The organism is Aeromicrobium piscarium, assembly GCF_007421815.1.
Classification (GTDB): Bacteria; Actinomycetota; Actinomycetes; order Propionibacteriales; family Nocardioidaceae; genus Aeromicrobium; species Aeromicrobium piscarium.
Genome location: NZ_VLNT01000009.1, coordinates 127,562 through 152,391 on the forward strand (window position 1 = coordinate 127,562; position 24,830 = coordinate 152,391).

Sequence of the window (24,830 nt, forward strand, 5' to 3'; positions counted from 1 at the left end):
CGGACGTGCGCGCATCGGCGGCGGTTCCCGCCACCGCTTAGGATCGGAGCATGGACCTCGCTGCCGCCGCGATGTCGATCCACGCGAATGTCGAACGCGTCATCGATGGCAAGTCCGAAGCGATCGACACGGCCATCACGGTGCTGCTCGCCGAAGGTCACCTGCTGATCGAGGACGTTCCCGGCGTGGGGAAGACCGCCCTGGCACGCGCCCTCGCCCGCTCGATCGACGGCACGGTCCACCGGGTGCAGTTCACCCCGGATCTCCTTCCTTCCGATATCACCGGCGTCTCGGTGTTCGACCAGGCCAGGGCAGCGTTCGAGTTCCGTCCTGGAGCCGTATTCGCCAATATCGTGATCGGCGACGAGATCAACCGGGCGTCCCCCAAGACGCAGTCGGCCCTGCTCGAAGCGATGAGCGAGCGTCAGGTCTCCGTCGACGGCACGACGTACCCGCTGGCGCCCCCGTTCATGGTGGTGGCGACCCAGAACCCGGTGGAGATGGAGGGCACCTATGCGCTGCCGGAGGCGCAAAGGGACCGTTTCATGGCGCGGATCTCGATGGGATATCCCGACGCGACCGCCGAGCTGGCGATGATCCACGGCCACGATCGGGTGGAGCCGGTCGAGGAGCTGGAATCGGTGGTCCCGCTCGCGGACTTCACGGCGATGATCGGCGAGGCTCGTGCGGTGCACGTCTCGGACGCGGTGGGGCGCTATGTGGTCGCGATCAGCACCGCGACACGTGAGCACCCCCGGATCTATCTCGGGGCGAGTCCCCGCGCCACCTTGCAGCTCGTCAGGGCCGCGAAGGCACGGGCGGCGATGGCCGGGCGGGAGTTCGTGCTACCCGATGACATCGACGTCCTCGCGGAGGCCGTGCTCGCGCACCGGCTCATCGTCGACCGCGGCGCACCCCCTGCGGCGACCCTGGTGCGGGATATCGTCGCGACGACCGCCGTCCCTCAAGGAAGCTGACCCGGTGGCCTGGTCGCGATGGCCGACTCCGACGGCCCGGGGCGCGGTCTCACTCGCCGCGGCGGTCGGCTGCGCGGTGAGTGCCTTCTGGTGGGGCGTCCCGGTGCTGTTGAGCGTCACCGGCCTCCTGGTGACCGTGGTGGTCCTGGCGCATGTCGCGGTCGCCGTCAGCCATCCTCGATGGGAGGTGCGCCGCAGCGTCGTGCCTCACGTCGCGGAGCCGGGTGAGCCGGTGGACATCCGGTTCAGCCTGATGAGCACCCGGCGCAGCGCGCTCGATGTCGCGGAATGGTGGGAAGACGCGAGCGGCGGTGGACACAGCGGCTCCTTCGTCGCTCGCGGGGCCGGCACCAGCGCGCCCCACGGACACTATGAGGTGCGGCTCTCGCAGCGCGGTCCCCATCTCCTCGGACCCACGAGCGTGCGCGTGACCGATCCGTTCGCCCTCGCCACCCGGTGGACGCAGCTCGAGGGTGAGAACACCGTCATCGTGCTCCCGCACCGCTACCCGCTCGACGGGCGGGTCGAAGCGCTGACGGGAGCACAGGATCGCGAGGACTCCGCCCTGCGGCTGCGACCCTCGGGCACCGGGGACGCGGATGTGCTCGCGCGACCGTACCGGACCGGCGACGCCGTGAAGCGCCTGCACTGGAAGGCCACGGCCCACCGGGGCACGCTGATGGTGCGTCACGATCAACAGCAGTCGCAACGCCAGGTGCACGTGGTGGTGGACCTACGCGGCGATTCCGCTCGCGACCTCGACTGGCGCGTGTCGGCGGCAGCCTCGGTCCTCCAGCATCTGCATCACGATGACATCGACCTGCACCTGTCGGCGGGCTGGTACGAACAGCCGGTGGGGCGCGACGACGCGCTGCGCCCCGCGCTGGTCGACCTGGCTCTCGCGGAACCGCAACCGCACGGTCCATCCCTCGATCCTCATGCGCCGATGATCGTGGTCGCGGGACGGATCGATGCATCGGTCGCGGGCGAGTGGCTGACCACCCGCCGCCGCCCGGCCTACGCGATGCTGCACGATGCCAGCGATGCGGAGGCGCTGACGCTGCTGCGAGAGGATGCCTGGCGGGTCGTGACCTATCGCGATCGCGACGATGTCGGACGCGCGTGGAACCGGCTCGGCGAAGGTCCCGGTCGATGAGGGCTGAGCGTTCTTCCTTCTTCGGTGTCCTCGGTCTCGTCGGCGTCCTGCTCGGGCTGCGCGTCGTGCTCCTGGGCGCCTGGTGGTGGCGAGTCGTGCTGGTGGTGGCGGTCGTCTACGTCGTCGCGGCGGCGGTGCGACGCGTGCGTCCCCTGGCGGCTCCGTTCGCGGCGGTGGCAGCCCTCGCTCTCATGGTGGTCTGGGTCTTCCTGCCCACCACGACCGTCGTGGGCGTGCCGACAGGTGCCACCTGGAGCGCAGTCGGCGATCAGCTGAGTCTTGCGATAGCAGTGGTCGCGGAGGAGCAGGCTCCTCTCGCGCCACCGGAGGCGCTGGTGATGTTCATCGCCCTCGGCTTCGGCCTGGTGGCTCTGGTGGTCGACGACCTCCTCTCGCGACCCGTCCCCGGGGCGGCGGTCGGGTGCGGGATCCTGTACGCCGGGGGCCTGGCGGCGGCATCCCTGATCGTCGGGGTCACACCCGATCCGCTCGCGGTCGCGGTCACCGCGGCCGGTTGGCTCGGCGTGATCGTGAGCCGGGGCGGTGTGCCGACACCGGCTCGTGGGGTGCTCGCCGCCGGCATCGGAGCGGTGGCGGTCGTCGCGGCCCTGCTGACGCCGTCCCTCGCCGCTCCCGGCCTCGAACCCACGGTCACCTCCTGGGGACGGCCCCCCGCGGACGTGTTCGGTCGCGGCATCAACCCGATGCTGCGGCTGGGGGAGAACCTGCGCCGCGGCGAGTCGGTGGAGGTGGCCCGGTCGATCACCACCGCCGACGATCCGCCGTATCTCAAGGTCGCGACCCTCATCGACGTCGACGGCGAGACCTGGCGACAGGTCGGGGACGGCGCCGGCCTGCCCACGGAGGAACCGCTCGGCGATATCGGTCCCGACATTCCCACGAGCACCGAGGAGATCCGAGTCGAGATCGGCGACCTGGACACCACGATGCTGCCGGTTCCGTACCGTTTCGACGAGCTGCGAGGGCTGGCCGGAGCCTGGGCGCGGCACCCGGTCGGCGGAACCGTGCGGTCGCGCGGCGACACCACACGCGATCTGACCTATGCCGCGTCCTATGTGGAGATCGAGCCCGATGCCGAGCAGATGCGCGGACGTTCCACCTCGATGACCCCGGGGGTATTCCGGCGATACACGGAGTTACCGGCCGGCACCCCGGCGGAGATCGGCGGCGTCGCGCGCGAGCAGACCGCCGGTCTCACCAACTCCTATGACCGCATCGTCGCTCTCCAGGACTGGCTGCGCGGTAGCTTCTCGTACTCCGAATCCGCTCCGGTGGCCGAGGGGTACGACGGCAATGGGCTGGATGTCGTCGCCCGTTTCCTCACCGAGGAGCAGTCGGGCTACTGCGTGCACTTCGCCTCGGCCCTCGCCGCGATGGCAAGGTCGCTGAACATCCCGGCGCGCATCGCGGTCGGTTACGCGCCGGGCCGGCCCGCGGGGCGCACCGCGGACGGGGACCAGGTCTACTCGACGCGCTCGGACATGCTGCATGCCTGGACCGAGGTGTGGTTCGACGGTGTCGGCTGGGTGACCTTCGATGCGACGCCGGGAGTGGGATCGCCGACGGAGTTCGACGAGCCCCGGATCGAACCGGGCACGACCGCACCCGATGTCAACGTGCCGGACGGGCCGACGGCGGCTCCCACCGCGGGTCCTGACTCCGCACGCCCCGATGCGGATCAGACGACGGAACAGGGGACTGGCCGGCAGTCTGTAGGGGGGCTCGGCGTCGCGCTCGCCGTGCTTCTGGGCGCGCTCGGTCTGGCTCCCGCGCTGGTGAGGCAGGTGCGCCGCTTGATGCGTTGGAGGAGGACGCGGGTCGAGCCCTGGTGGCGTGAGCTCACCGACACCGCCACCGATCTGGGGATCTCGGTCCCGCCCAATGCCACGGCTCGGGGACAGGCCGAAGCGCTCGCTCCTGCCGCCGGGCCCGAGGTGCGCGAGGTCGTCGCGCTACTGGAGCGTGAACTTTACGCCGCCTCGGCTCCCGGCGTCGACGAGCAGAGCCGCCGGACGGCTCGCAGCGCTGAGCGCCGGCTCAGGGCGTCGTGCACGCGCCGGCACCGGCTGGCCGCCCGTGTGTTCCCCCGCTCGCTCTGGCGGTGATCCCCGTGGGCGTCAGCCGCGGCCGTGCGGCTCCAGCCAGACGGCCGGGTCCGGGCCGAGCGGCACGATCTGCGTCGGGTTGATGTCCGTGTGCACGACGTAGTAGTGCTTCTTGATCTGCTCGAAGTCGATCGAGTCGCCGAAGGCGGGGATCGAGTAGAGATCGCGGGCGTAGCCCCAGAGATTCGGCATCTCGGTGAGCTTCTGCCGATTGCACTTGAAGTGCCCGTGGTAGACCGCATCGAGGCGGGCGAGGGTCGTGAACAGCCGGACGTCGGCCTCGGTGATCGCGTCGCCCATCAGGTAGCGGCGGGTGGACAGCCGATCCTCGAGCCAGTCCAGCGCAGTCCATAGCCGGTCATAGGCGTCGTCGTACGCCTCCTGGGATCCGGCGAAACCGCAGCGGTACACGCCGTTGTTGACCTCGGTGAACACCCGCTTCATGACGTCTTCCATCTCGTCACGGACCTCGGCCGGCCAGAGGTCGGGAGCGTCCGGACGATGGTGTTCGCGCCACTCGAAGAAGAAGTCGTGGGTGATCCATGGGAAGTCGTTGGTCACGACGCCGCCGGAGGCGATCTCGACGATCGCGGGGACGGTGATGCCGCGCGGGTAGTCGGGGTACCGCGCGAAATAGGCCTGCTGGAGCCGCTCGATGCCCAGCACAGGGTCGACTCCTCCCGGATCCAGGTCGAAGGTCCAGCTGCGCTTGTCGTGTGTCGGGCCGGCCAGGCCGAGGCTGATGACGTCCTCCAGCCCGAGCAGTGAGCGCACGATGATGGCGCGATTGGCCCACGGACACGCCTTCGCGGCGATCAGCCGGTACCGTCCCGGCTCGACGGGCCACCGCGGCGCATCGGAGGGGCTGGCCTTCCCCGTGCCCGCGCGGTCGTCGACCGGCTCACCGCCGTGGGCGGTGATGCGATCGGGGATGTAGTCCATGTCGCGGTCGAACGCCTCGCCGGCGGTGACGTAGGAGCCGGCGGTCGACTGTTCGGGGTCTGAAGAGCTCACCTCTTCAGTCTGCCGCACGCGGTCGAGCTGCGTCCGATGACGACGGATGCGAGGCTGGCCGGTATGAGGAAGCGGATGCTGGTGGCCGGAGCGGCGGCGGTGGTGTTCGCCGCTGCCGGCGCGGGATGCAGCGACGACGACGAGACGAGTGCCGGTTCGGCCGCGGACACCACCGATCTGGCGACCGCCGATCTCGCACTCTCGTGGCAGGACGCGGTGACGCTGGCCCAGGACTCCTTCGACGGCGAGCTGGCGTCCATCGAGCTCGACGAAGGTCACGAGGGTCTGGTCTACACGATCGAGCTGGTCTCCGCGGACGAAGAGTACGAGACGGTCATCGGGGCGGACGACGATGAGCGGGTGATCGCCGAGGAGACCGAGCGGATCGACGACGATGACCGCGCCGAGAAGGCGGCCGAGACGGTGGCCGTGGACGACGTGGCGGAGCTTGACGAGGCGATGCGGACGGCGCTCGCCGAGTACGACGGCCAGGTCGTGGAGTGGAAGCTCGAGGGCACCTCGCGAGGTCCGCAGTACCAGTTCGACATCCGCGCCGATGGCGACACGGAGGATGTGGAAGTGAGCGTCGACGCGATCAGCGGCGACCTGATCGGCCGCCACGACTGAGGTTCGGCGAGCGTTGACCCTATGGTCGGCGCCGCATAACGTGAACGAGTGTCCTTCATTGCCCGGAGTCGTGCGATCGGGCTCGTCGCCCTGGTGGCTGTGTTGTCGGTGGTCGGCGTGAGCGCCTGCGGCCCGTCGTCACCGGAGCCTTCTCGGAGTGAACAGCGCGGCGATGTCGGCTATCGGCCGGTCTCCCTGTCGCAGGCAGCGGCGACGCAGGAGGTGGTGGAGGCCACGACGGCCCTCGGCAACGATCTTCTCGCGGGTGCCGGTGGCGACAACCGGGTGGTGTCCTCGGCGTCGGTCGCCCTCGTGTTCGCCATCGTCGCGGAGGGAGCGCGGGGGCCTGCCGCCGACGCGCTCGACGAGTTCCTCGGGGCGGGCGGCACGGACCGCCGCGACGCCTTCAGTGCCTTGCAGGCCGCGATCGCCGAGTACGACGGCGACCCGTCCGTGGTCCAGGACGACGAGCTGCCGGAGCGTCCACTGCTGCATCTGGCCACCGGCATCGTCGAGGCGGAGGGCCACGAGGTCGAGTCGGACTTCCTGGATGTCATCACTGAGTACTTCGATGCGGGTGTGGCCACCGCCGACTTCGCCGATGCGAACGCGAAGGCCGTGCTGGACGCCTGGGTCCAGGAGCACACCGGCGGGCTGATCGAGGAGTCGGCCATCGAGCCGGACGCCGACACGGTCTTCGTGCTGCAGAACGCGGTCCTGCTGGCGGCGCGCTGGCAGAGCCCCTTCGCGAAGTCCGCGACGACGGACGAGCCTTTCACCGACTCCTCGGGCGATCAGCATCGGGTCGAGACGATGCATCAGAGCCTGCGGGCCGCGTACACCGATGAGCCGGGCGGTCAGGCCGTCCGGCTGCCCTACACCGAGGGCTTCGCGATGGACGTGCTCCTTCCCGAGGAGGGCACGGCCCCTGAGGACCTGACGACGCAGGACTGGGCCGCCTACGACGGGGCGCTGCGCGCGGAGCCGGAGACGATGGTGGACCTGGCGCTGCCCAAGGTCGACATCGACTCGTCGGCTTTCCCTGGTGGAGCCGCTGCGGCGACTCGGCCTGGCGCCTGTGCTCGCCGGCGACGACCTCGGCGGTATCGCCGGGGGCGTGTCCATCGGCGAGGTCGCGCAGCAGGCGCTGCTGCGCATCGATGAGGAGGGGACGGTGGCCGCGGCCGTCACCGAGATCGCCGGGCTGACATCGGCGCCCGCCGTCACCGATGAGGTGACCATGATCGTCGATCGGCCCTTCGCGCTGAGGATCGTCCACGTCGACACCGGCTGGCCGCTCTTCCAAGCCGTCGTCAACGACCCGCGGGGTTAAGGGACCGGATGATGCCGTGAGCGGTGACTTACGCACCCCTCCCAAGGGTGGGTGGTGAGATAGGCACCTTTCGCGGCAGTCGAGACGTGCGTAACCCACCGCCCCACGGAGCGAGAGGTGCGTAAGTCACCGCCCCTGGCGTCATCATCAGGTTCCTGACCGGCGAATGCCATCGCGACGGAAAGCCGTCCGTGCAGGCCTGTTATGCTGACCACGTTATGCGCTATGCGAACCTGCTCCTTCGCTGCCGCGTCGAGGTCCACTAGGTCGGACACCTCGCCGCGGAGTTCGTCGTGACCGGCCGCCTGACGAACCCACCCGAGGAGCCCCCAGTGAAGAACAACCCCGTCTCTCCCCAGCAGACGTCGCCGATGCCGTTCGACCGGTACCGAGCCTTCCCCCCGATCGACATCCCCGATCGCACCTGGCCGAGCAAGACCATCACCTCCGCCCCGCGCTGGCTGTCGACCGATCTGCGCGACGGCAACCAGGCACTCATCGATCCGATGACCCCCGCCCGCAAGCGACGCATGTTCGACCTGCTGCTGCGCATGGGGTACAAGGAGATCGAGGTCGGCTTCCCCGCCGCGAGCGACACCGACTTCCAGTTCGTGCGCGACCTGATCGAGCAGGACCTGATTCCCGATGACGTCACGATCTCGGTTCTGACCCAAGCGCGCGAGGACCTCATCGAGCGCACCACGCAGTCGCTGACCGGCGCCAAGCGCGCCAATATCCACCTCTACAACGCGGTGGCGCCGCTGTTCCGCAAGGTGGTCTTCAACGCCTCGCGCGACGAGATCCGCGCGATCGCCACCCGCGGCACCGAGATGGTCATGAAGTACGCCGAGCAGAATATGAACGACACCGCCTTCGGCTACCAGTACAGCCCGGAGATCTTCACCAGCACCGAGCTCGACTTCTCCGTCGAGGTCTGCGATGCCGTCATGGACGTCTGGCAGCCCGAAGCTGGGCGCGAGATCATCCTCAACCTGCCCGCGACGGTCGAGATGGCCACCCCCAATACCTATGCCGATCAGATCGAGTGGTTCGGCCGGCACGTCAAGAACCGCGAGCACGTCGCCATCAGCCTGCACCCGCACAACGATCGCGGCACGGCGGTGGCGGCGACGGAGCTGGCGATGATGGCCGGGGCCGACCGCGTCGAGGGCTGCCTGTTCGGGCACGGCGAACGCACCGGCAATGTCGATCTGGTGACGCTGGGCATGAACTTGTTCAGCCAGGGGATCGACCCGCAGATCGACTTCAGCGATATCGACGAGATCCGCCGCACGGTCGAGTACTGCACGAATCTGCCGGTGCACCCGCGTCATCCGTACGCCGGAGACCTGGTCTACACCGCCTTCAGCGGATCGCACCAGGACGCCATCAAGAAGGGCTTGGAGCACCTGGACCGGGTTGCCGCCGAGCAAGGCGTCGATGTGCGCGAGGTGGACTGGGAGGCGCCGTATCTGCCGATCGATCCGCACGATGTCGGCCGCACCTACGAGGCGGTCATCCGGGTCAACAGCCAGTCCGGCAAGGGTGGCGTTGCCTACATCCTGCGGGCCGAGCATCAGCTCGAGCTGCCCCGTCGCCTGCAGATCGAGTTCAGCCGCGTCATCCAGGGCATGAGCGAGGGGGAGGCCGGTGAGATCGATGCCGACCAGATCTGGCAGGCCTTCCAGCGCGAGTACCTCGAGGTCGAGGAGCCCTACTCCTTGGCGGGGCTGTCGTCGACGACGAGCGCCGACGGGCGCGACGAGCAGATCGTGGACCTGATCGTGCGGGGCGAGCATCGTTCCTTCAAGGGCGAGGGCAACGGTCCGGTCGACGCCTTCGTCGACGGGATGCGTCAGGCCGGGGCGGAGATCCGTGTGCTCGACTACAGCGAGCACGCGCTGTCCTCGGGCGGCGACGCGTTGGCCGCCGCCTATGTCGAGTGCGAGATCGCCGGCGAGGTGGTGTGGGGCGTGGGCATCCATCCGAGCATCGTCACGGCCTCATTGCGCGCCGTGGTCTGTGCCGCCAATCGCGCTGCCGGGGTCACCATCCCGCGCGACTGACGCTCCCGCCGGGGCGGTGCGTTAGCGTCCATTCGCACCCGGTGAGCGGTGGGTGAGCGTCCATTCGGCACGTCCGGATGGACGCCTACCCACCGCTCACGTGCACCACGCCCACTGACCGGGGACTGGACCGTCTGGACGGTTTAGTGAATGCTGTGGCCATGGTCACACGATCGATCGAGACGGTAGCGGTGATTGGGCTGGGCAAAGTCGGCGAGCTCGTCGCGTCGCTGTTGGCGCGGGCCGGCTTCGAGGTCATCGGCTTCGACGCGGTCGAACGTCCGTGCGCCGATTTCGAGACGCGGCTTTTGGATGTCGTCGACGGACAGGCGATCCGTTCTGGACTCAGCGATGCCGACGCCGTCGTCGCCTGTCTGCCGTACCACCTGAACATCGCCGTGGCGGAGGCCGCCTACGATGCCGGCGTCCACTACTTCGATCTCACCGAGGACGTCCCCACCACGGAACGCGTGGTCGAGCTGTCGGCCGTCAGGCCGGAGTCGGTCTTCGTGCCTCAGTGCGGGCTGGCGCCCGGATTCATCGGCATCGTCGGTGCATCCGTCGCCGCGACCTTCACCACGACCCGCAGCATCGAGCTGAAAGTCGGCGCGCTGCCTCAGAACCCCACCGGACTACTCGGCTACGCCTTCAACTGGTCCGCGGAGGGAGTCGTCAACGAGTACCTGAACGACTGTGAGGTGTTGCGTGGTGGCCGTCGGCAGATGGTCCCGGCGCTGGCTGAGAAGGAGCGCGTCGTCATCGGCGGGATCGAGCTGGAGGCGGCGCTCACCTCCGGGGGACTCGGGACGATGTGCCGAACCTACGAAGGACACGTGCAGCGGCTCGACTACAAGACGCTGCGCTACCCGGGGCACTTCCGGCAGATGCACTTCCTCTTCGATGAGCTGAACCTGCGTGACGACCGCGCCCTCATCGGCCGGATCCTTCTCGATGCCAAACCACCGGTCAACGACGACATCGTCTACCTGCACGTGGCCGTCGAGGGCGTGAAAGACGGTCAGCCGTTCCGCGAGAACTTCGTCCGGGGTTATCTGCCGATGGACATCGACGGACGCCGGTGGCGCGCCATCAGCTGGACGACGGCAGCATCGGCCGTCGGAGTCGTGGAGCTGGTGGCCGAGGGCGTCCTGCCGCACACGGGATGCGTCCATCAAGAGGACATCCGGTTCTCCGATCTGCTGGCGACGCGCTCAGGAGCGTTGTTCGCGGCGGCATCCTGACCGGATCAGATCGTGAGCATGACCTTGCCGGTGGTGCGGCGAGCCTCCAGATCCTCGTGCGCTCGCGCGGCGTCGCGCATCGGGTAGGCGGCACCGACGCGCACGTCGATCTCGCCGGCGGCGACCGCCGCGAAGAGGTCGGCGGCGCGCCAGTCGAGCTCGGCGCGATCGGCGATGAAATCGTTGAGGGAGGGCCGGGTCAGCACCAGCGAGCCCTTGGCATTGAGCGTCTGTGGGTCGACGGGAGGCACCGGACCGCTCGCGGCACCGAACAGCACCACCGTCCCGCGGGTGCGCACGGCGTCGAGGGAGCGGTCGAAGGTGTCTCGGCCGACGCCGTCGTAGACGACACGGGCGCCGAGGCCGTCGGTTAGCTCGCGGACCCGCTCGTCGAATCGGTCGTAAGCGACGATCACCTCCTGGGCCCCGGCCTCGCGTGAGAGACGGGCCTTCTGCGATGTCGAGACCGTGGTGAGCACCCGGACGCCCCGGTGGCTCAGCATCTGGGTCAGCAGCAGCCCGACACCACCGGCACCGGCGTGGAGGAGCGCGGTGTCGCCCGCATCGAGCTGGACGATGGAATGCGTCAGGAAGTGCGCGGTCATGCCCTGGAGCAGCATGGCCGCCGCCTGCTGGTCGTCGACATCGTCCGGGACACGGACGGCCAGGCTGGCGGGGACGACGACATGCTCGGCGTAGCCGCCATCGCCCATCGCCCAGGCGACACGATCGCCGGGAGCGAATCCGGTGACTCCGTCGCCGACGGCGGCGACCCGTCCCGCCCCCTCCTTGCCCGGAGTGAAGGGAAGCGGCGCGCGATAGGTTCCCGTCCGCAGATAGGTGTCGATGAAGTTGACACCTGCGGCGCCCACCTCGACGAGGAGCTCACCCGGCCCCGGCTCGGGCCGCGGGACCTCGCGCCATTGCATGACCTCGGGGCCGCCGGTCTTCTCGATGACGATCGCGTGGCTCATGCCGCCAGACTAGCGACGAACCATCCACCTCACCCACCCTCGAGGCGCCGCCCGGCGGGGGCGGTAGCTGGTCAACCCTACGTCCGTCCTCGAGGTAGGGCATCAACCTCATGGCACTCCGATTCGGTTGCTCCTCTACCGCCACACGGGGCTCACTTGGGGATCGCGGCGTCGGCGATACCGAACATCGCCGTGGTCTTCACGATCTGCTGCGGCAACTCGATCGCACGCAGCGTGGTCAGGGCGATCCAATCGTCCTTGGCCAGCTCCATCCCGCGTCTCTTGGCCCGCTCCTTGAGCTCGCGTCTCGCCGGGCCGCCCTCGGGAGCGGCCGCGGGGGAGTCAAGCACGATGTCGAGCAGAGGCCCGGTATCGCCGTCCCCGACGGCCAGCAGCGCGGCGAGGCGCCGGATCGTCTCATCGGGCTCCCCACCATCGACCAGCGTCGCGCGGAGACGTCCGAGAAGATCGTCGCGATGGCGCGGGTCGAGCACCGGGTAGCGCTTGCCGAACATCCCGGATCTCTGGAGCGGTCCGAGCACTCCCTCGGTCACCAGACCGCCGTAGATCCCGTCGCGCAGCTTGGTACCGCCACCGAGCCTGAGCACCGCGTTGCGGGGCCACTGCTCGGGATGGTTCCGCACCCGCGCGAGGCCGTACTCCAGCGACGGTTCAGCGACCGGGGACGGATCCAGCACCACGACTCGCGACTTTCGTCCCTCGCCGGTCCGCCCGAGCCGTCCTCGATCGACGAGGTCGTGCAGGGCCGCACCGCCGAGGACCTTGTAGCCGTGATCCCTGACCCGAACGATCGACTCTCCGGTGTCGGGTCGCGTCATGATCGAGACGATGTCGGCGAGAACGGTCATATCGGCAGGCTATCGGGACGCCGCTACTCCTCCCGCGGATCCCGAGCGGCCTCGACACCGAGGGCGACGAGCAGCCGGGGGAGCGCGATGGCGGCGGTCGAGGAGACGATCCACACGACGAGAGCGCCCCACGCCCAGGCGGACAGTCCCGAGATCCACAGTGCACGACCGAACCAGGAGGCGATGACCAGTGCGATGACCGTGGCGGCGAGGCCGGTGAGTCCGACCAGGTAGCGTGCACGCTCCGCCGCGACTCGGCTCAGCCACGGTGTGACGAGTCCTTGGACGATGGCGTAGATGACGACGGTGGTCACGAATCCGAAGACACGTACCCGGAACCCGTCGACAGCGACGGCGGCCGCGAGCAGTCCGAGGGCCGCCGAACCGAGGTAGACGACGATCATCACCGCGAGTCTGGCCATGGCGACATCGTAGAACCTCCATCCACGACGGTGCGCGCGCCGAGCGGGGACTGTCGGGAGGACGCGGCACAATGGGGAAGTGAGCCTCTACCGTGACGCGGGCATCGTGCTGCGCACCCACAAGCTGGGTGAAGCCGACCGCATCATCACGCTGCTCACGCGCGAACGAGGCGTCGTGCGCGCGGCGGCTCGCGGTATCCGCAAGACCACCAGTCGATTCGGCGCACGGCTCGAGCCCTTCATGCACGTCGATCTGCAGATGGGCGAGGGCAAGTCCCTCGACTTCATCACCCAGGTCGTCACGATCAACGCCTTCGCCCGGGATCTGGGTGCCGACTACGGCGCATACACGGTGGGCTGCGCCATGCTCGAGACGGCAGAGCGACTGGTCGCCGATACAGCCGAGCCGTCGGTCCCGCAGTTCACCCTGCTCGTGGGTGCACTGCGCGCGTTGACGGAACGGCGCGAGGACCCGGGGCTGATCCTCGACTCCTTCCAGCTGCGCTCCCTCGCGATCGCCGGCTATGCCCCGTCCTTCGAGGCCTGTGCGCGTTGCGGCGTCGAAGGTCCGCACACGTTCTTCCAGGTGGCGGCGGGCGGCATGCTCTGTGACCGGTGCCGGAGTGCGGGAGCGACGGCACCGTCGCCGGCCACGGTCCAACTGCTCGGATCGCTGCTGGCGGGGGACTGGCCGACGGCCCGGTCCTCGGACGACCGCGCACGGCGTGAGGCGAGCGGTATCGTGGCCGCCTACCTGTCCTGGCATCTGGAGCGCGGCCTGCGCTCCCTGGCTCACGTGGATCGATACTCATGACCATGCCGGCCCCCCGGCCCCCGCGCCCCCACCCCTCGGGCGCCCGGCCTCCTTCGTTGGTGCCATCGCAGGTGCCGCGTCACGTCGCGATCGTGATGGACGGCAATGGGCGCTGGGCCAAGCAGCGCGGCCTGCCTCGCACCGCCGGTCATGAGATGGGGGAGGCGGCGCTGTTCGATGTCGTCGAGGGCGCCATCGAGATCGGCGTCGAGGCGGTCTCGGCCTATGCGTTCTCCACCGAGAACTGGAAGCGGTCGCCCGACGAGGTCCGCTTCCTGATGGGATTCAATCGCGATGTGATCCGTCGGCGTCGCGACGAGATGCATGAACTGGGGGTGCGCGTGCGATGGGCCGGCCGCCGGCCCCGGTTGTGGCGCAGCGTGATCCGTGAGCTCGAGGTCGCCGAGGAGCTGACCCGGCACAACACGGTCATGACGCTGACGATGTGCGTCAACTACGGCGGGCGCGCTGAGATCGCGGATGCGGCGGCCGCGCTCGCGCGCGATGTGCAGGCGGGCAAGCTCAATCCCGATCGGATCGATGACAAGGTCTTCGCGCGCTATCTTGACGAGCCGTGGATGCCCGATGTCGACCTGTTCTGGCGCACCTCGGGGGAGCAGCGCACCAGCAACTTCCTGTTGTGGCAGTCGGCCTACGCCGAGATGGTCTTCAGCGATATCGCCTGGCCCGATGTCGATCGCCGTGCCCTCTGGGCCGCCGTCGAGGAGTACGCCGACCGCCAGCGCCGCTTCGGCTCCGCCTGACCGGGGAACTCAACGGGTTCGGGAGGAGGGGCGCTCGATAGGGTGGCGGCATGCGCGTTGCCCGCTTCTCCTTGGACGATGAACCTCGCTTCGGTGTGATCGGCGATGACAACGGAACGACGGTGATCGCCCCCCTCAAGGGCGACCCGATGTACGCCGGTGTCGAGCTGACCGGACAGAAGCTCCCGCTGGACGATGTCCGACTGCTGGCCCCGGTCATTCCCCGCAGCAAGGTGGTCTGCGTCGGCAAGAACTATGTCCGGCATGCCGCGGAGATGGGCGGTGAGGTCCCCGAGGAACCGCTGATCTTCTACAAGCCCAATACGAGCGTGATCGGCCCTGACGAGCCGATCTTCTACCCCGAGCAGACCCAGAATCTGCACTTCGAGGGCGAGCTGGCCGTGGTGATCGGCCGGATCTGCCGCAAGCTCGACGCGGCGGATGCCGCCAAGGTGATCTACGGCTACACGGTCGCCAATGACGTGACAGCGCGGGACCTGCAGGCGAAGGACGGCCAGTGGGCGCGGGCCAAGGGCTTCGACACCTTCTGCCCGCTCGGACCCTGGATCGAGACCGACCTGGACCCGTCCGACGTGCGAGTCTCCACCTCGCTGAACGGCGAGCCGCGACAGGATGGCCGCACGAGCGACATGGTCTTCTCGGTGGCCGATGTCATCGAGTACGTCACGAGCTTCACGACGTTGCTGCCCGGTGACGTGGTGCTCACCGGCACCCCTGAGGGCGTCGGCCCGATGCAGGTCGGCGACTCGGTGAGCGTGACCGTCGAGGGCATCGGCACACTGAGCAATCCCGTCGTCGCCGATATCGACGACGAAGACGATGACCTGGAGGTGCCGGCATGACCAAGCCGGTCGTAGCCCGTTTCTGCCCCTCGCCGACCGGCAATCCCCATGTCGGCATGGCACGCACGGCGCTGTTCAGCTGGGCTTTCGCCCGGCATCATGGCGGCCGTTTCGTGTTCCGCATCGAGGACACCGATGCCGCGCGCGACAATGAGGAGTCGTACCGGCTGCTGATCGACGTGATGCGCTGGCTGGGATTGGACTGGGACGAGGGTGTCGAGGTCGGTGGGCCGAACGGACCGTACCGGCAGTCCGAGCGGATGGACGTCTACGCCGATGTGGCGCAACGGCTGGTGGACGCGGGCTTCGCCTACAAGGCGTACGACACGGCTGAGGAGCTCGAGGAGCGCCGGGAGAAGGCCCGCGCGGAGGGCCGCCCGAGCGGTTACGACGGCTTGCACCGCGACCTGACCCCCGAGCAGCAGCAGGCCTTCGAGGACGAGGGCCGTCAGCCGGTCATCCGTTTCAAGATGCCGGCCAAGGACTGGACCTTCGACGACCTCGTGCGCGGTCCGATCACCTTCGGCGCCGAGAACGTGCAGGACTTCGTCATCGTGCGCGCCAACGGCCAGCCCCTGTACACGCTGACCAACCCGACCGATGACGCGCTCATGGGCATCACCCACGTGCTGCGCGGTGAGGATCTGTTGAGCTCCACGCCGCGTCAGATCGCCCTGTATCAGGCGTTCGCGGAGATCGGTGTGGGGGACGGTTCGACCCCGCAGTTCGGACATCTGCCCTATGTGATGGGGGCGGGTAACAAGAAGCTGTCCAAGCGCGATCCCGAGTCGAACCTGCTCGGCTACCGGGAGCAGGGCTTCCTGCCCGAGGGACTGCTCAACTACCTGGCCCTGCTGGGATGGTCGATCGCCGAGGACCGCGACATCTTCAGCCTGGCCGAGATGGTCGAGGCCTTCGAGATCTCGCGGGTCAATCCCAACCCGGCGCGTTTCGACCTGAAGAAGTGCGAGGCGATCAACGGCGATCACGTCCGGCTGCTGTCGCTCGAGGAGTTCACCGAGCGTCTCGTGCCGTACTTCCAGTCGGCCGAGCTCGTCGACGATCCGATCACCGATGAGCAGCGAGCCATGCTCTCCAGCGCGGCTCCGTTGGTGCACGAGCGCACGAATCTGCTCACCGAGGCGGTGGCGATGCTGCGCTTCCTCTTCGTCTCGGACGCCGATTTCACGATCGACGAGACCGACCGCGCCAAGCAGCTCGACGAGAAGGGCCTGGACGTCGTGCGTGCCGCCCGCGAGGCCCTCGCCGGTCTGGGGGAGTGGACGACGGAGTCGATCGAGGGTGCGCTGCGGGCGACTCTCATCGAGGGACTGGGGCTCAAGCCGCGCCTGGCCTTCGGTCCCGTTCGTGTGGCTGTGACGGGCAGTCGAGTATCGCCGCCGCTGTTCGAATCCCTCGAGCTCCTCGGCCGCGACACCAGCCTCGCCCGCCTCGACACTGCCCTGGCTTGATGGTTCGCCCGCCGCACCCCGGTTTGGGGTGCTGCGGGGCCGTCGGGTAGAGTTTCACTTCGGTTCCCTGGCTTCCGCAAGGAGCGCGAAGGGTACCCCCTTGGGGTATGGTGTAATTGGCAACACGGCTGATTCTGGTTCAGTTGTTCTAGGTTCGAGTCCTAGTACCCCAGCCAAAAGGTCTGGAATCCTGCGGGAAATGGAAGTTTCCCATGGTGACATCGACCGTTTCACCCCCCGATAGTCCTTTTTTCGGTCCCGAATTGGGCCGTCCGCCAACCCGAGGGCGACGACGCCCCTGGCTGCCCCGCTCCAGACACGGTTGGACCCGTCTATCCCGTGCGGCCGGCGCGTACCTGCCTGTCATGACCGATGACGCCGGCGAGATCCTCACCCCCGAGCAGGTCGCCGCCCTGTTGCAGGTCTCGCCACGCACCATCGAAGAGTGGCGACGCACCCGTATCGGCCCGCCCTGGCGGAGGATGGGCCGACATGTGCGCTACCTCCGCCGCGAGGTGCTGGTCTGGTTCGAGGAGCTGGACACCTATGCCTAGGCAGAAGCTCCGTGCCGGCCAACTCGGCACCATCCAGACGCTCGTCCTTCCCAGCGGCCGCATTCAGGCCCGCGCCCTGCTGTGCGACGACCTCGGTGTCCAGCATCGCCTCAAAGCCAGCGCCGTCACCGAAGCCGACGCCGTCGGCGACCTGCACACGAAGGCGGACGCGCTGCGCCACGCCACCGGCGGCGCGCAGCTGACCCGAGACTCCACCATCGCCGAGGCGTGCGAGGTGTTCCTGCGGGACAAGGAGGAGTCGGGTCTGGTGGAGGACTCCACCGTGGAGGCCTACGAGGCGAGCGTGCGGAACGTGGTGATCCCCGCGTGCGGTGACCTGTTGTTGATCGACCTGTCGGTACGACGCTGCAACCGTATTCTGACTGATATCCGCACCGACCTGTCGCTGTCGTCGGCGCGTAAAGCTCGCTCGGTGCTATCGCAGACCTGCGCCATCGCGATCGAGCACGAGGTCCTGATGCACAACCCGGTCCGCGACACCCGCCGACTGCCGCTGCCGGAGAAGAAAGAATCGGTCCTCACTCCCGGGCAGCTGCTGATCGTCCAAGACCTGATCCGCGGTTGGCGCACCGGACCGGGCCATTCTGGCCCGCGGCCGAACGTCGCGATCTTAGAGGACGCCATGTGGATCATGGTCGGCACCAGCGTGCGCATCGGCGAGGTGCTGGCCCTGCGACGCACGGAGGTCGACGTGACCACCAAGACGCCGATGGCCCGGTTCGACGGCACGATCCGCTACACCAAGAAGCAGGGCCTGCACCGCAAGAACGCCCCCAAACGCACCCGGCAGAAGCGCCGAATCGCGCTGCCCTCCTTCTCAGCGGCGGCAATGCGCCGCCGGCTCGCGGTCACCGACTCAGAACCAGAGGCCTACTTGTTCGCCACCCGGACCGGCAAACCGTTGAGCGTCAGTAACTACGAGCGGCTGCTGCGCACGTTCGTCGACGACAACCAGGCTGCCCTGCAGGCGGCCGGCATCGATGTCGACGACTTCAGCACCCACATCTTCCGCCGTTCGACCGCCACTATCGTGGAGGCCAAAGCCGGCATCGGGTTGGCGTCCCGGCTGCTCGGACACGCCGATGAGCAGGTCACCCGCCGCAGCTACGTCGTCACCGAGGAACTCGTCGACCCCGTCACGGCCGACATCATGGACGACGCCTTCGTCGATCTGCTGTGACCACCGCAAGTTCGGTGGAAGGGTGCCGGTCGTTAGTGCCGATCGGTACGGACCTGGCGCGGTGCTCCCGCACCCGCACGATCGCCAGCTGGACGAGGCTGACCGGCCCGATGAAGAAGAACTTGATGCCGTTCCAGATGCCCCACAACACGACCAGATGCAGCAAGCCGGGGCCGCCGTCGTCGATGAGCGTGGTGTTCCAGTAGGCGATGGCCAGGTACGGCACCGCGATCGCCATCGCGGGAACACCCCATTTGAGGCCGGATCGGGTGCGGATGAGATCCAAAACGATGTTGCTGGGCGCCCATGTCCGCACGAAAACGTAGACATACGTGACGGCGGCCAGGATAGGACCGAGCATGGTCCAGTCCTCCTTGATGACGGCGACGTCATATGGGGAACGGACTGACCCCGAGCGGCTTCCCGAGGGCGTCATGTCACCAGGCTCGCCCGGTGACCTAGCTAATCTACAGTCGCCTGAACTAGTGATTCTACTGCCGATCCACGACGTATATCTAGTCGTACGGGAAGATCCGACAGGCCAGCAGTCAGCGGAACCGAGTACGTATCGGTTCGGTCGAAATGCAATGGTGCCAAGGTGTCACTGTGACGCCTTCCCTCAATAGCTGGCCGAGGGTCATCTTTGGTAGAGGCTGCGCCGGTGCTCATCGATGAAGACTGCGAGGTCGCCCGTCGGATCTAGTTCAACGGCGTATCCATGTTTGCTGTCACCGTTCGCGGACGATCGAAGTCGTGCCAGAAACCCTCACAGATGGCCTGTTGACATGGATATCACGGTGCTCAGAGGGAGAGGCAGCGCCGGACGCTAAGCTGGTTCGATGGCAGAAAAGGCAAACGAGCCTGCTCAACCGCGGCAGCCGCTCAAAGTTAAAAGTGTACGCGGCCGCGGCTCCTCTCCTGAACCGGGACTGGCCAAAGCCCATGAGATGCTGCTTGACGACGGCCAGGGCAAGAGCCTGCGTATCAGCCGTCTGGAACATGAGAACTCTCGCAAGGTTGATCAGATAATTCCGATCGCTGAAATCCTGCCCAATCGCCACTTCGACCGCTGCCCGCTCTGCCTGGCATCAGACGCAGACAGCCTCGAACACGTACCGCCGAAGGCGCTCGGCGGCGCAGTCATGGTCAACACCTGTGCACGATGCAACAACGCCTTTGGTTCGAAGCTGGAAGCCGACCTCGTCGACTGGTGGGAAGACGCCCTGGTCCGGGTCGAATACCGTAGTGCCCGATTCCAGGGAGCTCGCCGCGGGCCGAAGATCCTGCTGCGACGAACCGACAACGGCGAGTTCGTCATGCTGCCGGACAAGCCACGGACCCCAGGAGAGGTACGAGAGGCGTTCGAAGCAGGCGGCGAAATCGACCTCACCTACCAGGTCATCGACTCCGTCCGCTGGCAGCTGGCAGCACTCAAGTCCGCATACCTCGCCTCATGCTTGCTGTTGGGGGAGATACCGGAAACGCCGGAAGCTGAACGAGTCCGAGAGTCATTGATGATCGTTCGGGACAAACCGAAGAATGAGCGCCTTGATCCCATGCTTGTACCTCAAGGAATCAGGATTGCCCGGAGCCAGGGTCCAGCCGCTCGCGGCGAAACGCTCTTGGTCCAGGTCCGGTCCGGCGACCACGCCGAGTATGCAGTTCTCCTCTCAGCAGTGCTGCTTGTCACTTGGCCTGTCGGAGGCTGGGTGGTTCCGATGGTAGACGACAAGCCGGGCCAGGCGGTGCAACTGGGGCCGCACCTGGCGGACAGTTAACTTGTCGGTCCACTATCATTACGTGGCTTCTGTGCCCACTGCAGAAAACGGACGAGGAGGCCAGGCTTGCGGGTGTCTCCACGCATGACCGCTTCCTCGGTCCGAAAGTAGTTCAGAATTGGTCGAGGGAAGTGGAAGAACTGCGAGCGCTCTTCGTCTGGAATCTCGTCTTCTGACCACATGTAGCGAACCCCGAATGATCCCAGGTAGACCGCCATCACATATCCAGTGAATCTTGAACAGTCCGACGAAACGTGAACACCGTCAGGTCCGATATACATGCCATGTCGATAGAGCCGGTGGACTGAATCGGTTGTTATCAAAGCCATGTGGGCATCCGGCATGTCAGTGGCGCCGTCAAGGAAACTCCGCAGTGATCCCGGGACCGGCACGCGAGATCGGGCCATTCGGCAACCAAAGTGCTTTCCGAAGTACCGCGCAAGATTCAGAAGATCGTTCTCCCACGACTCACCGTAGACCGTCTCGAAGTCAAGTCCGGGGATCTTCCGAGTCGGTCGTTCAGTCACATACTCGGCGTACCTGTCGTATGCCAGATCGAACGGCTGCGACCTGGCGTTGTTGCAGGGGCCGCACATTGACTTCGGAAACTTGACTACTCCGTGTCGGTCACGTTTGATTCCGCTCTTACCGCGCAGTTCGCGGAACTGTTCGTGGTCACCCCAATACAACACCTCGTCGCCGCTCATCAGACGTTTCAGATCGCTGTGCTTGTACTTGTGCTCGCCGGTCGTGGCTGGGCGTTCTCGGCACCACCAGCACAGGCCGTCATCGTTTAACAGCAGATGTGCGAAACCGTTAGGTTGAAGGCTGCGCCCGTCTTGCATGCACAACATCATGGCATCGAGAGCATCCCCCTCGTGTCGAGAGCTGCATTGGTTAGATGCGTAGCTTGTCACCTTCGAAGGAGGACAGTTCCGTCTCGGCAGTTCGATCTTGGCCGTCGAGCCTCGACCGGGCGGGCCGGTATGCGGCGGCCGTGTCTCTGGTCAGCGCAGTTCTCCGGTGTTGGGATCGAGGGAGGCGTAGAACTCGTCTTCGGCTCGTCGGCGCTTGTCGACCTCGGTCATCACGAACTCCACGAAATCGCCGTCGCGGTCGGTGATCGGCATCTCGCCAGCCGTCTCGATTGGCTCATCGCCGGGCCAGACGGTCTGCCGGGTGGGCCGGTCACGATCCAGGCGCGTGCCCGCGGCTGTCACCCAGTCACGCAGCCGCTGACGGGTGTCGGCGAAATCCCGGTGCCAGCCCAGCGGCGCGCTGCCGTCTTGGTCGGGATCGTAGGCGCAGAGCCAATGCAAGTGCAGCGAACTCAACTCCCAGATCAGTTCCCAATGCCGATGCCACAGCGGCGGGACCACACTGGCCGGGAGGCCGTAGGTGCGGCACAGCCACCGGACCCATCGGTTGAGCTCCAATAGCTCGATTTCCAGGTCATCGGCGGTCAGCAGGTTCCAGTTCACCGGTCTGGGCGGTTCGCTCAACACCTCTACGGGGTTCTGGGAGCCGGTCGTCTTATCGAGGTCGGGCTCGGGCTCGTCGGTGAAGCGGTCGTCGGTCATGGTTGTCACTTGCTCTTACTGTCCAAGGACGGACGCGGCGGTCGCGGCGGCGCCGTGAGTGGACGGGTCCGCCGAAGCGAATCCTCGTCGATGGTTAACGGTCGGCGCGTCGTGGCCGACGGCCTGCCCGTGGGGTGTCCGGTCGACCGTGTAGCGGCTTCGGGCGGTGTCGTGACCGATCTTCTTGGCGACGAACTCCTCGCCCTCGAACTGCTGGCCGTCGCGCTGGTAGCTGTATTGGCGGACGTACCCCTCGGCGACGAATGCGTCGCCATCGGCGAACATCTCGTAGGCGCGTTCGGCGGTCTTGCGACGGATGACGAGGTTGTGGAACGTCGGATCGAGCTTGGTGAACGACCCATCGGGCTCTTCGCGGTAGTGCTCCTTCTTGAACCGAGCATAGAACCGCGGGTTCCCGTCCTGGTGGTAGGTCAGTTTCGGGTCCGAGGCGATAAAGCCGCTGATCGACTTCTGTGTGTGCATGGCCATGAGACGTCTCCTCTGCCGACCGGCCTGACCGGTGATTGATCGCTGCAACGGGTAGGTGCGCCGCGGGATCACGGCGAGCCATCGGGCGCCTGCTCCAGCAGGCTCTCGATCTGGGCGCGATCGGTTGTCAGCGTGGTCGCGTCCTGGCGTCTGGTCCACGCCTTCAGGTCCGTCACGATGGGTGGGGCGGCACGCAGCAGGGCCATGCCGGTGCCGAACGGCAGCGTGCGGAGCCGGTCGGGCGGCAAGATGGGGACACGGCGGATCGAACGTTGAGAGGAACGCGATCCGTGGTCTCCGATGGTGATCGAGTCGGTGTGCTCATCGCGCTCACCTATCAACGCGCTGAGGTCTTGCAGGTCTTTGGAGTTGGACGCCCCGCCGAGGATCACTTTGATGATGGCTGAGTCCCACATCGCGTTGGTCTGGTTCTCGTTCCACCGGTCGCGTGCCTGGGCCAACGATTGCAGCACCACCATCGTGGTGATGCCGGTGCCGCCGCCTTCGGCCATCAGTGTCGGCAGGCTCGGCAGTGGCGACAAGTTGGCGATCTCGTCGAGCGCCAACAGCATGGGAGGGTCGAGCCGAGCACCAGGGGAGCAGGCAGCCAGGCGGCGGGCGGTCTCCACCAAGTCCTCGACCAGCGCAGCCACCAACGGCGCGCTGGCTCCGGCCCCGGCACCGGTCGCCAAGAGGTACAACGTGCCGTGTTCGGTCAGGAACGCCTCGGGGTCGAAGTCCTCACCAGGGCCGGGGCTGACCGCGTCCAGCACCCGCGGGTCGGCCAGCGCCCCCAGCGCCAGCGACACACCTTGCCAGATGCTGTCGCGGGTGCGAGGATCGGCGTCGATCATCGCGTCCAACGACTCGGCCCATCCAGTCGCCGCGTTCGGGGTGTTGGCCAAGACGGCGACCGCCTCGGCCGCGGCCGAAGGGTCGAGCGTCCACCGAAACAGTTCAGCGGGGGAGCGGTGGTCGATCGCGGCAGCGTGCAGCAGACTTTGCAGCGCGGTGCGGGTCTTGCCTTCCCAGAAGCCTCCTGACTCGACCCCGCCGGCACTCAGACCGGTGGAGGCGGCCAGACCGGTGGCGCGGATCATCGCCGTCAAGGGGTCGGCGCAGCCGCGGATCGGTGACCAGCGCATCCCGGCAGGCACGCCGTCGGCCAAGCGCTGGGGATCGAAGACCGCGACCGGGCCGACTCGTTCACGGGCACGCAGCGTGACGGTGAGGTTGTCGGGTCTGGTCGAGGTTGTGATCGCAGCGCCGGGCGCATCCAGGATCGACGGGATCACAACGTGCAGGCCTTTGCCGCTACGGGGCGGGCCGGTCACCAGCATTGAGTCCTCGACGCTCGCCCACACCTGCTGGCCGCGTGCGGTGCCGAGCAGGTACCCCACATCGCTAGGCGCCGGACGGGCGAGCGAGGGCCGCAGGTTGTGGGCGCGGCGCAGCAACGCCTTGGCCGAGGCGCTCTGGCGGATCTCTTCGGTGGTGGCAACGCCGGCGAGCTTGCGCGGGTCGCTCGCGATCTTCCGGGCGTGGCGGCGAAACCGGACCCACCCCCACGTTCCGGTGGCGACGAGCAGGCTGAGTAGCAGTGTGGCGACGGTCCAGTAGACGATCGAGTTCAGACCCTCGGCGTCGAGTGCGGCGGCGGGGTCGCCGGGCCGAAAAAGCACCCGCGCCCCGGCGGTGACACCCGCGGCGGGCTGAGGCGCGCCGGTCACGAACGCGGCGAGCGTCCCGGCGGCGCGCAACACGAGCGTGAGCCCGAAGAGGCCGATCAGACCGGCAAGCAGCATGTTGGTGAGTTCGTCGCCGAACGCGCCGGTCTGCCGCTGTCCACTCATCCGACCCGCCGGGTGCGCATTGTGCCCGACAGCTGTCCGACCAGCACCACCTGATTCGCGGGCTCGATCCGGGCCGGCGCCAGCGCCGCTCGGGCCTTGCCGTCCGGGCCCGCGTGAACCGCATCGATGACGACCGCCACCAGCACCTGCTCACCGGCCCGGAACCCCTCCCCGACGACCTCGACCTGCTCGACACCGCCTGCCGCCTGCTGTGGTTGCGGCTCGCCGTCTGGAGGGCCGGGCTCCTTGGCGGCGGTGCCTCGGCTGGCCTGAACCAGATCGGTGAACACGGTGCCGTCGGTCTCGCGAACCTCGATCCGCACCGGCACATGCCGGTCGCGAGTAATGGCGTCGAGCAGATCACCGAACGTCGTCCGTGTCCACGACCGGCCACCCTCAGGCGGGTCGAAGGGCACGCCATCGACACTGACCGTCAACGCGCCCGTGTCGGCGACCGTGACCACCACCTGCGGTAACGCCACCGGAATACGGATAGGTGGCCTACCGGTGGACTCGCCCTGATGCTTGCCCGACCTGGTCCGACATGACTGCCTGCTATCCGCCCCACCGGGCGCATAAGTTCCCATGCCGGCCAGGTGCGCGCCACCCGCCCCGGCCACGTCGTTAACGGATACTGGAGGGCAGCACGCCCGCCAC

At 67.4% G+C, this 24,830-nt stretch carries 25 protein-coding genes and 1 tRNA gene; 16 read left to right on the top strand and 10 right to left on the bottom strand.

The genetic code is table 11. The annotated features are described in order from the left end of the window. The first annotated feature begins 50 nt into the window (after positions 1–50). Genes FNM00_RS12280 through FNM00_RS12290 form a run of 3 tightly spaced genes read left to right on the top strand, consistent with a single transcriptional unit; the run spans position 51 to position 4,259 of the window. Positions 51–977: an AAA family ATPase gene (locus FNM00_RS12280; RefSeq protein ID WP_143913835.1), complete on the top strand. Its 927-nt coding sequence runs from the start codon at positions 51–53 to the stop codon at positions 975–977. A 4-nt stretch (positions 978–981) separates the two neighbouring features. After that, positions 982–2,133 carry a DUF58 domain-containing protein gene (locus FNM00_RS12285; RefSeq protein WP_143913836.1) on the top strand — a complete coding sequence of 384 codons (1,152 nt, stop codon included), beginning with the start codon at positions 982–984 and terminating at the stop codon, positions 2,131–2,133. Further along, a complete protein-coding gene (locus FNM00_RS12290) occupies positions 2,130–4,259 on the top strand; it encodes a transglutaminase TgpA family protein (protein ID WP_143913837.1) in 2,130 nt (709 codons plus the stop codon). The genes FNM00_RS12285 and FNM00_RS12290 overlap by 4 nt, the downstream gene beginning before the upstream one ends. 12 nt (positions 4,260–4,271) lie before the next feature. On the opposite strand, the gene FNM00_RS12295 is transcribed toward FNM00_RS12290, so the two are convergent. Next, positions 4,272–5,201: a glutathione S-transferase C-terminal domain-containing protein gene (locus FNM00_RS12295; protein ID WP_143913882.1), complete on the bottom strand. Its 930-nt coding sequence runs from the start codon at positions 5,199–5,201 to the stop codon at positions 4,272–4,274. Between the two features lie 135 nt (positions 5,202–5,336). On the opposite strand from FNM00_RS12295, the gene FNM00_RS12300 reads away from it, so the two are divergent. From FNM00_RS12300 to FNM00_RS12320, 5 genes are all read left to right on the top strand, one after another. After that, entirely contained in the window at positions 5,337–5,900 is a 564-nt protein-coding gene (locus tag FNM00_RS12300) for a PepSY domain-containing protein (protein WP_185973125.1), read from the top strand. Positions 5,901–5,948: 48 nt separating this feature from the next. Further along, positions 5,949–7,064, top strand: coding sequence for a serpin family protein (locus FNM00_RS12305; RefSeq protein WP_143913839.1), 1,116 nt, complete (start codon positions 5,949–5,951; stop codon positions 7,062–7,064). Beyond that, complete coding sequence (locus FNM00_RS19435; RefSeq protein WP_143913840.1) at positions 6,946–7,233, top strand: serpin family protein; 288 nt, start codon at positions 6,946–6,948, stop codon at positions 7,231–7,233. The genes FNM00_RS12305 and FNM00_RS19435 overlap by 119 nt, the downstream gene beginning before the upstream one ends. A gap of 371 nt (positions 7,234–7,604) precedes the next feature. Next, a complete protein-coding gene (gene leuA / locus FNM00_RS12315; RefSeq protein ID WP_143913883.1) occupies positions 7,605–9,299 on the top strand; it encodes a 2-isopropylmalate synthase in 1,695 nt (564 codons plus the stop codon). A gap of 161 nt (positions 9,300–9,460) precedes the next feature. Then, complete coding sequence (locus tag FNM00_RS12320) at positions 9,461–10,540, top strand: saccharopine dehydrogenase family protein (RefSeq protein WP_143913841.1); 1,080 nt, start codon at positions 9,461–9,463, stop codon at positions 10,538–10,540. Positions 10,541–10,545: 5 nt separating this feature from the next. Here the strand turns inward: FNM00_RS12320 and FNM00_RS12325 are convergent, their stop codons facing one another. The 3 genes from FNM00_RS12325 to FNM00_RS12335 all read right to left on the bottom strand — a co-directional run bounded on the left by FNM00_RS12325 (position 10,546) and on the right by FNM00_RS12335 (position 12,805). After that, positions 10,546–11,514 (bottom strand): quinone oxidoreductase family protein, encoded by a 969-nt coding sequence (locus tag FNM00_RS12325; RefSeq protein ID WP_143913842.1) that lies wholly within the window; start codon positions 11,512–11,514, stop codon positions 10,546–10,548. A gap of 152 nt (positions 11,515–11,666) precedes the next feature. After that, positions 11,667–12,383: a GOLPH3/VPS74 family protein gene (locus FNM00_RS12330; protein ID WP_143913843.1), complete on the bottom strand. Its 717-nt coding sequence runs from the start codon at positions 12,381–12,383 to the stop codon at positions 11,667–11,669. Positions 12,384–12,406: 23 nt separating this feature from the next. Beyond that, positions 12,407–12,805, bottom strand: coding sequence for a phage holin family protein (locus tag FNM00_RS12335; protein WP_143913844.1), 399 nt, complete (start codon positions 12,803–12,805; stop codon positions 12,407–12,409). A 79-nt stretch (positions 12,806–12,884) separates the two neighbouring features. On the opposite strand from FNM00_RS12335, the gene recO reads away from it, so the two are divergent. The 7 genes from recO to FNM00_RS12370 all read left to right on the top strand — a co-directional run bounded on the left by recO (position 12,885) and on the right by FNM00_RS12370 (position 18,473). Then, positions 12,885–13,619, top strand: coding sequence for a DNA repair protein RecO (gene recO / locus FNM00_RS12340; RefSeq protein ID WP_143913845.1), 735 nt, complete (start codon positions 12,885–12,887; stop codon positions 13,617–13,619). After that, positions 13,616–14,383: an isoprenyl transferase gene (locus FNM00_RS12345; protein WP_143913846.1), complete on the top strand. Its 768-nt coding sequence runs from the start codon at positions 13,616–13,618 to the stop codon at positions 14,381–14,383. The genes recO and FNM00_RS12345 overlap by 4 nt, the downstream gene beginning before the upstream one ends. A 50-nt stretch (positions 14,384–14,433) precedes the next feature. Next, positions 14,434–15,246, top strand: a complete 813-nt coding sequence (locus FNM00_RS12350) for a fumarylacetoacetate hydrolase family protein (RefSeq protein ID WP_143913847.1) — start codon at positions 14,434–14,436, stop codon at positions 15,244–15,246. Further along, positions 15,243–16,718 (top strand): glutamate--tRNA ligase, encoded by a 1,476-nt coding sequence (gltX, locus tag FNM00_RS12355; protein ID WP_143913848.1) that lies wholly within the window; start codon positions 15,243–15,245, stop codon positions 16,716–16,718. Before FNM00_RS12350 ends, gltX begins: the two co-directional genes overlap by 4 nt. Before the next feature lie 101 nt (positions 16,719–16,819). Further along, positions 16,820–16,894, top strand: a tRNA-Gln gene (locus FNM00_RS12360). Positions 16,895–17,083: 189 nt separating this feature from the next. Next, positions 17,084–17,272: a helix-turn-helix domain-containing protein gene (locus tag FNM00_RS12365; protein WP_143913849.1), complete on the top strand. Its 189-nt coding sequence runs from the start codon at positions 17,084–17,086 to the stop codon at positions 17,270–17,272. Then, the gene (locus tag FNM00_RS12370) at positions 17,265–18,473 is read left to right on the top strand and encodes a tyrosine-type recombinase/integrase (RefSeq protein WP_143913850.1); all 1,209 of its coding nucleotides are present in this window, start codon (positions 17,265–17,267) and stop codon (positions 18,471–18,473) included. Before FNM00_RS12365 ends, FNM00_RS12370 begins: the two co-directional genes overlap by 8 nt. Here FNM00_RS12370 and FNM00_RS12375 read toward each other — a convergent pair. After that, entirely contained in the window at positions 18,442–18,834 is a 393-nt protein-coding gene (locus FNM00_RS12375; RefSeq protein WP_185973127.1) for a sulfate permease, read from the bottom strand. The two genes, FNM00_RS12370 and FNM00_RS12375, sit on opposite strands and share 32 nt — an antisense overlap. 478 nt (positions 18,835–19,312) lie before the next feature. Between FNM00_RS12375 and FNM00_RS12380 the strand changes: the two genes are divergently transcribed. Beyond that, complete coding sequence (locus FNM00_RS12380; RefSeq protein ID WP_143913851.1) at positions 19,313–20,251, top strand: HNH endonuclease; 939 nt, start codon at positions 19,313–19,315, stop codon at positions 20,249–20,251. Here the strand turns inward: FNM00_RS12380 and FNM00_RS12385 are convergent. The 5 genes from FNM00_RS12385 to FNM00_RS12405 all read right to left on the bottom strand — a co-directional run bounded on the left by FNM00_RS12385 (position 20,248) and on the right by FNM00_RS12405 (position 24,655). Further along, positions 20,248–20,958: a hypothetical protein gene (locus FNM00_RS12385; protein ID WP_221933710.1), complete on the bottom strand. Its 711-nt coding sequence runs from the start codon at positions 20,956–20,958 to the stop codon at positions 20,248–20,250. The two genes, FNM00_RS12380 and FNM00_RS12385, sit on opposite strands and share 4 nt — an antisense overlap. A 300-nt stretch (positions 20,959–21,258) precedes the next feature. After that, on the bottom strand, positions 21,259–21,831 hold the full coding sequence (locus FNM00_RS12390) for a hypothetical protein (RefSeq protein WP_143913852.1): 573 nt from the start codon (positions 21,829–21,831) through the stop codon (positions 21,259–21,261). Between the two features lie 15 nt (positions 21,832–21,846). Then, on the bottom strand, positions 21,847–22,320 hold the full coding sequence (locus FNM00_RS12395) for a single-stranded DNA-binding protein (RefSeq protein WP_143913853.1): 474 nt from the start codon (positions 22,318–22,320) through the stop codon (positions 21,847–21,849). 68 nt (positions 22,321–22,388) lie between these two features. Further along, entirely contained in the window at positions 22,389–24,173 is a 1,785-nt protein-coding gene (locus FNM00_RS12400) for a type IV secretory system conjugative DNA transfer family protein (protein ID WP_143913854.1), read from the bottom strand. Then, positions 24,170–24,655: a hypothetical protein gene (locus FNM00_RS12405; protein ID WP_143913855.1), complete on the bottom strand. Its 486-nt coding sequence runs from the start codon at positions 24,653–24,655 to the stop codon at positions 24,170–24,172. The genes FNM00_RS12400 and FNM00_RS12405 overlap by 4 nt, the downstream gene beginning before the upstream one ends. Positions 24,656–24,830 lie beyond the last annotated feature (175 nt).

Excerpts from the sequence above, each read along its gene's own strand:
- FNM00_RS12280 (WP_143913835.1), top strand. The coding sequence starts at position 51 with ATGGACCTCGCTGCCGCCGCGATGTCGATCCACGCGAATGTCGAACGC.
- FNM00_RS12290 (WP_143913837.1), top strand. The coding sequence starts at position 2,130 with ATGAGGGCTGAGCGTTCTTCCTTCTTCGGTGTCCTCGGTCTCGTCGGC.
- FNM00_RS12295 (WP_143913882.1), bottom strand. The coding sequence starts at position 5,201 with ATGGACTACATCCCCGATCGCATCACCGCCCACGGCGGTGAGCCGGTC.
- FNM00_RS12300 (WP_185973125.1), top strand. The coding sequence starts at position 5,337 with ATGAGGAAGCGGATGCTGGTGGCCGGAGCGGCGGCGGTGGTGTTCGCC.
- leuA (WP_143913883.1), top strand. The coding sequence starts at position 7,605 with ATGCCGTTCGACCGGTACCGAGCCTTCCCCCCGATCGACATCCCCGAT.
- FNM00_RS12320 (WP_143913841.1), top strand. The coding sequence starts at position 9,461 with ATGGTCACACGATCGATCGAGACGGTAGCGGTGATTGGGCTGGGCAAA.
- FNM00_RS12325 (WP_143913842.1), bottom strand. The coding sequence starts at position 11,514 with ATGAGCCACGCGATCGTCATCGAGAAGACCGGCGGCCCCGAGGTCATG.
- FNM00_RS12330 (WP_143913843.1), bottom strand. The coding sequence starts at position 12,383 with ATGACCGTTCTCGCCGACATCGTCTCGATCATGACGCGACCCGACACC.
- FNM00_RS12335 (WP_143913844.1), bottom strand. The coding sequence starts at position 12,805 with ATGGCCAGACTCGCGGTGATGATCGTCGTCTACCTCGGTTCGGCGGCC.
- FNM00_RS12345 (WP_143913846.1), top strand. The coding sequence starts at position 13,616 with ATGACCATGCCGGCCCCCCGGCCCCCGCGCCCCCACCCCTCGGGCGCC.
- FNM00_RS12350 (WP_143913847.1), top strand. The coding sequence starts at position 14,434 with ATGCGCGTTGCCCGCTTCTCCTTGGACGATGAACCTCGCTTCGGTGTG.
- gltX (WP_143913848.1), top strand. The coding sequence starts at position 15,243 with ATGACCAAGCCGGTCGTAGCCCGTTTCTGCCCCTCGCCGACCGGCAAT.
- FNM00_RS12365 (WP_143913849.1), top strand. The coding sequence starts at position 17,084 with ATGACCGATGACGCCGGCGAGATCCTCACCCCCGAGCAGGTCGCCGCC.
- FNM00_RS12370 (WP_143913850.1), top strand. The coding sequence starts at position 17,265 with ATGCCTAGGCAGAAGCTCCGTGCCGGCCAACTCGGCACCATCCAGACG.
- FNM00_RS12375 (WP_185973127.1), bottom strand. The coding sequence starts at position 18,834 with ATGCTCGGTCCTATCCTGGCCGCCGTCACGTATGTCTACGTTTTCGTG.
- FNM00_RS12380 (WP_143913851.1), top strand. The coding sequence starts at position 19,313 with ATGGCAGAAAAGGCAAACGAGCCTGCTCAACCGCGGCAGCCGCTCAAA.
- FNM00_RS12385 (WP_221933710.1), bottom strand. The coding sequence starts at position 20,958 with ATGAGCGGCGACGAGGTGTTGTATTGGGGTGACCACGAACAGTTCCGC.
- FNM00_RS12390 (WP_143913852.1), bottom strand. The coding sequence starts at position 21,831 with ATGACCGACGACCGCTTCACCGACGAGCCCGAGCCCGACCTCGATAAG.
- FNM00_RS12395 (WP_143913853.1), bottom strand. The coding sequence starts at position 22,320 with ATGGCCATGCACACACAGAAGTCGATCAGCGGCTTTATCGCCTCGGAC.
- FNM00_RS12400 (WP_143913854.1), bottom strand. The coding sequence starts at position 24,173 with ATGAGTGGACAGCGGCAGACCGGCGCGTTCGGCGACGAACTCACCAAC.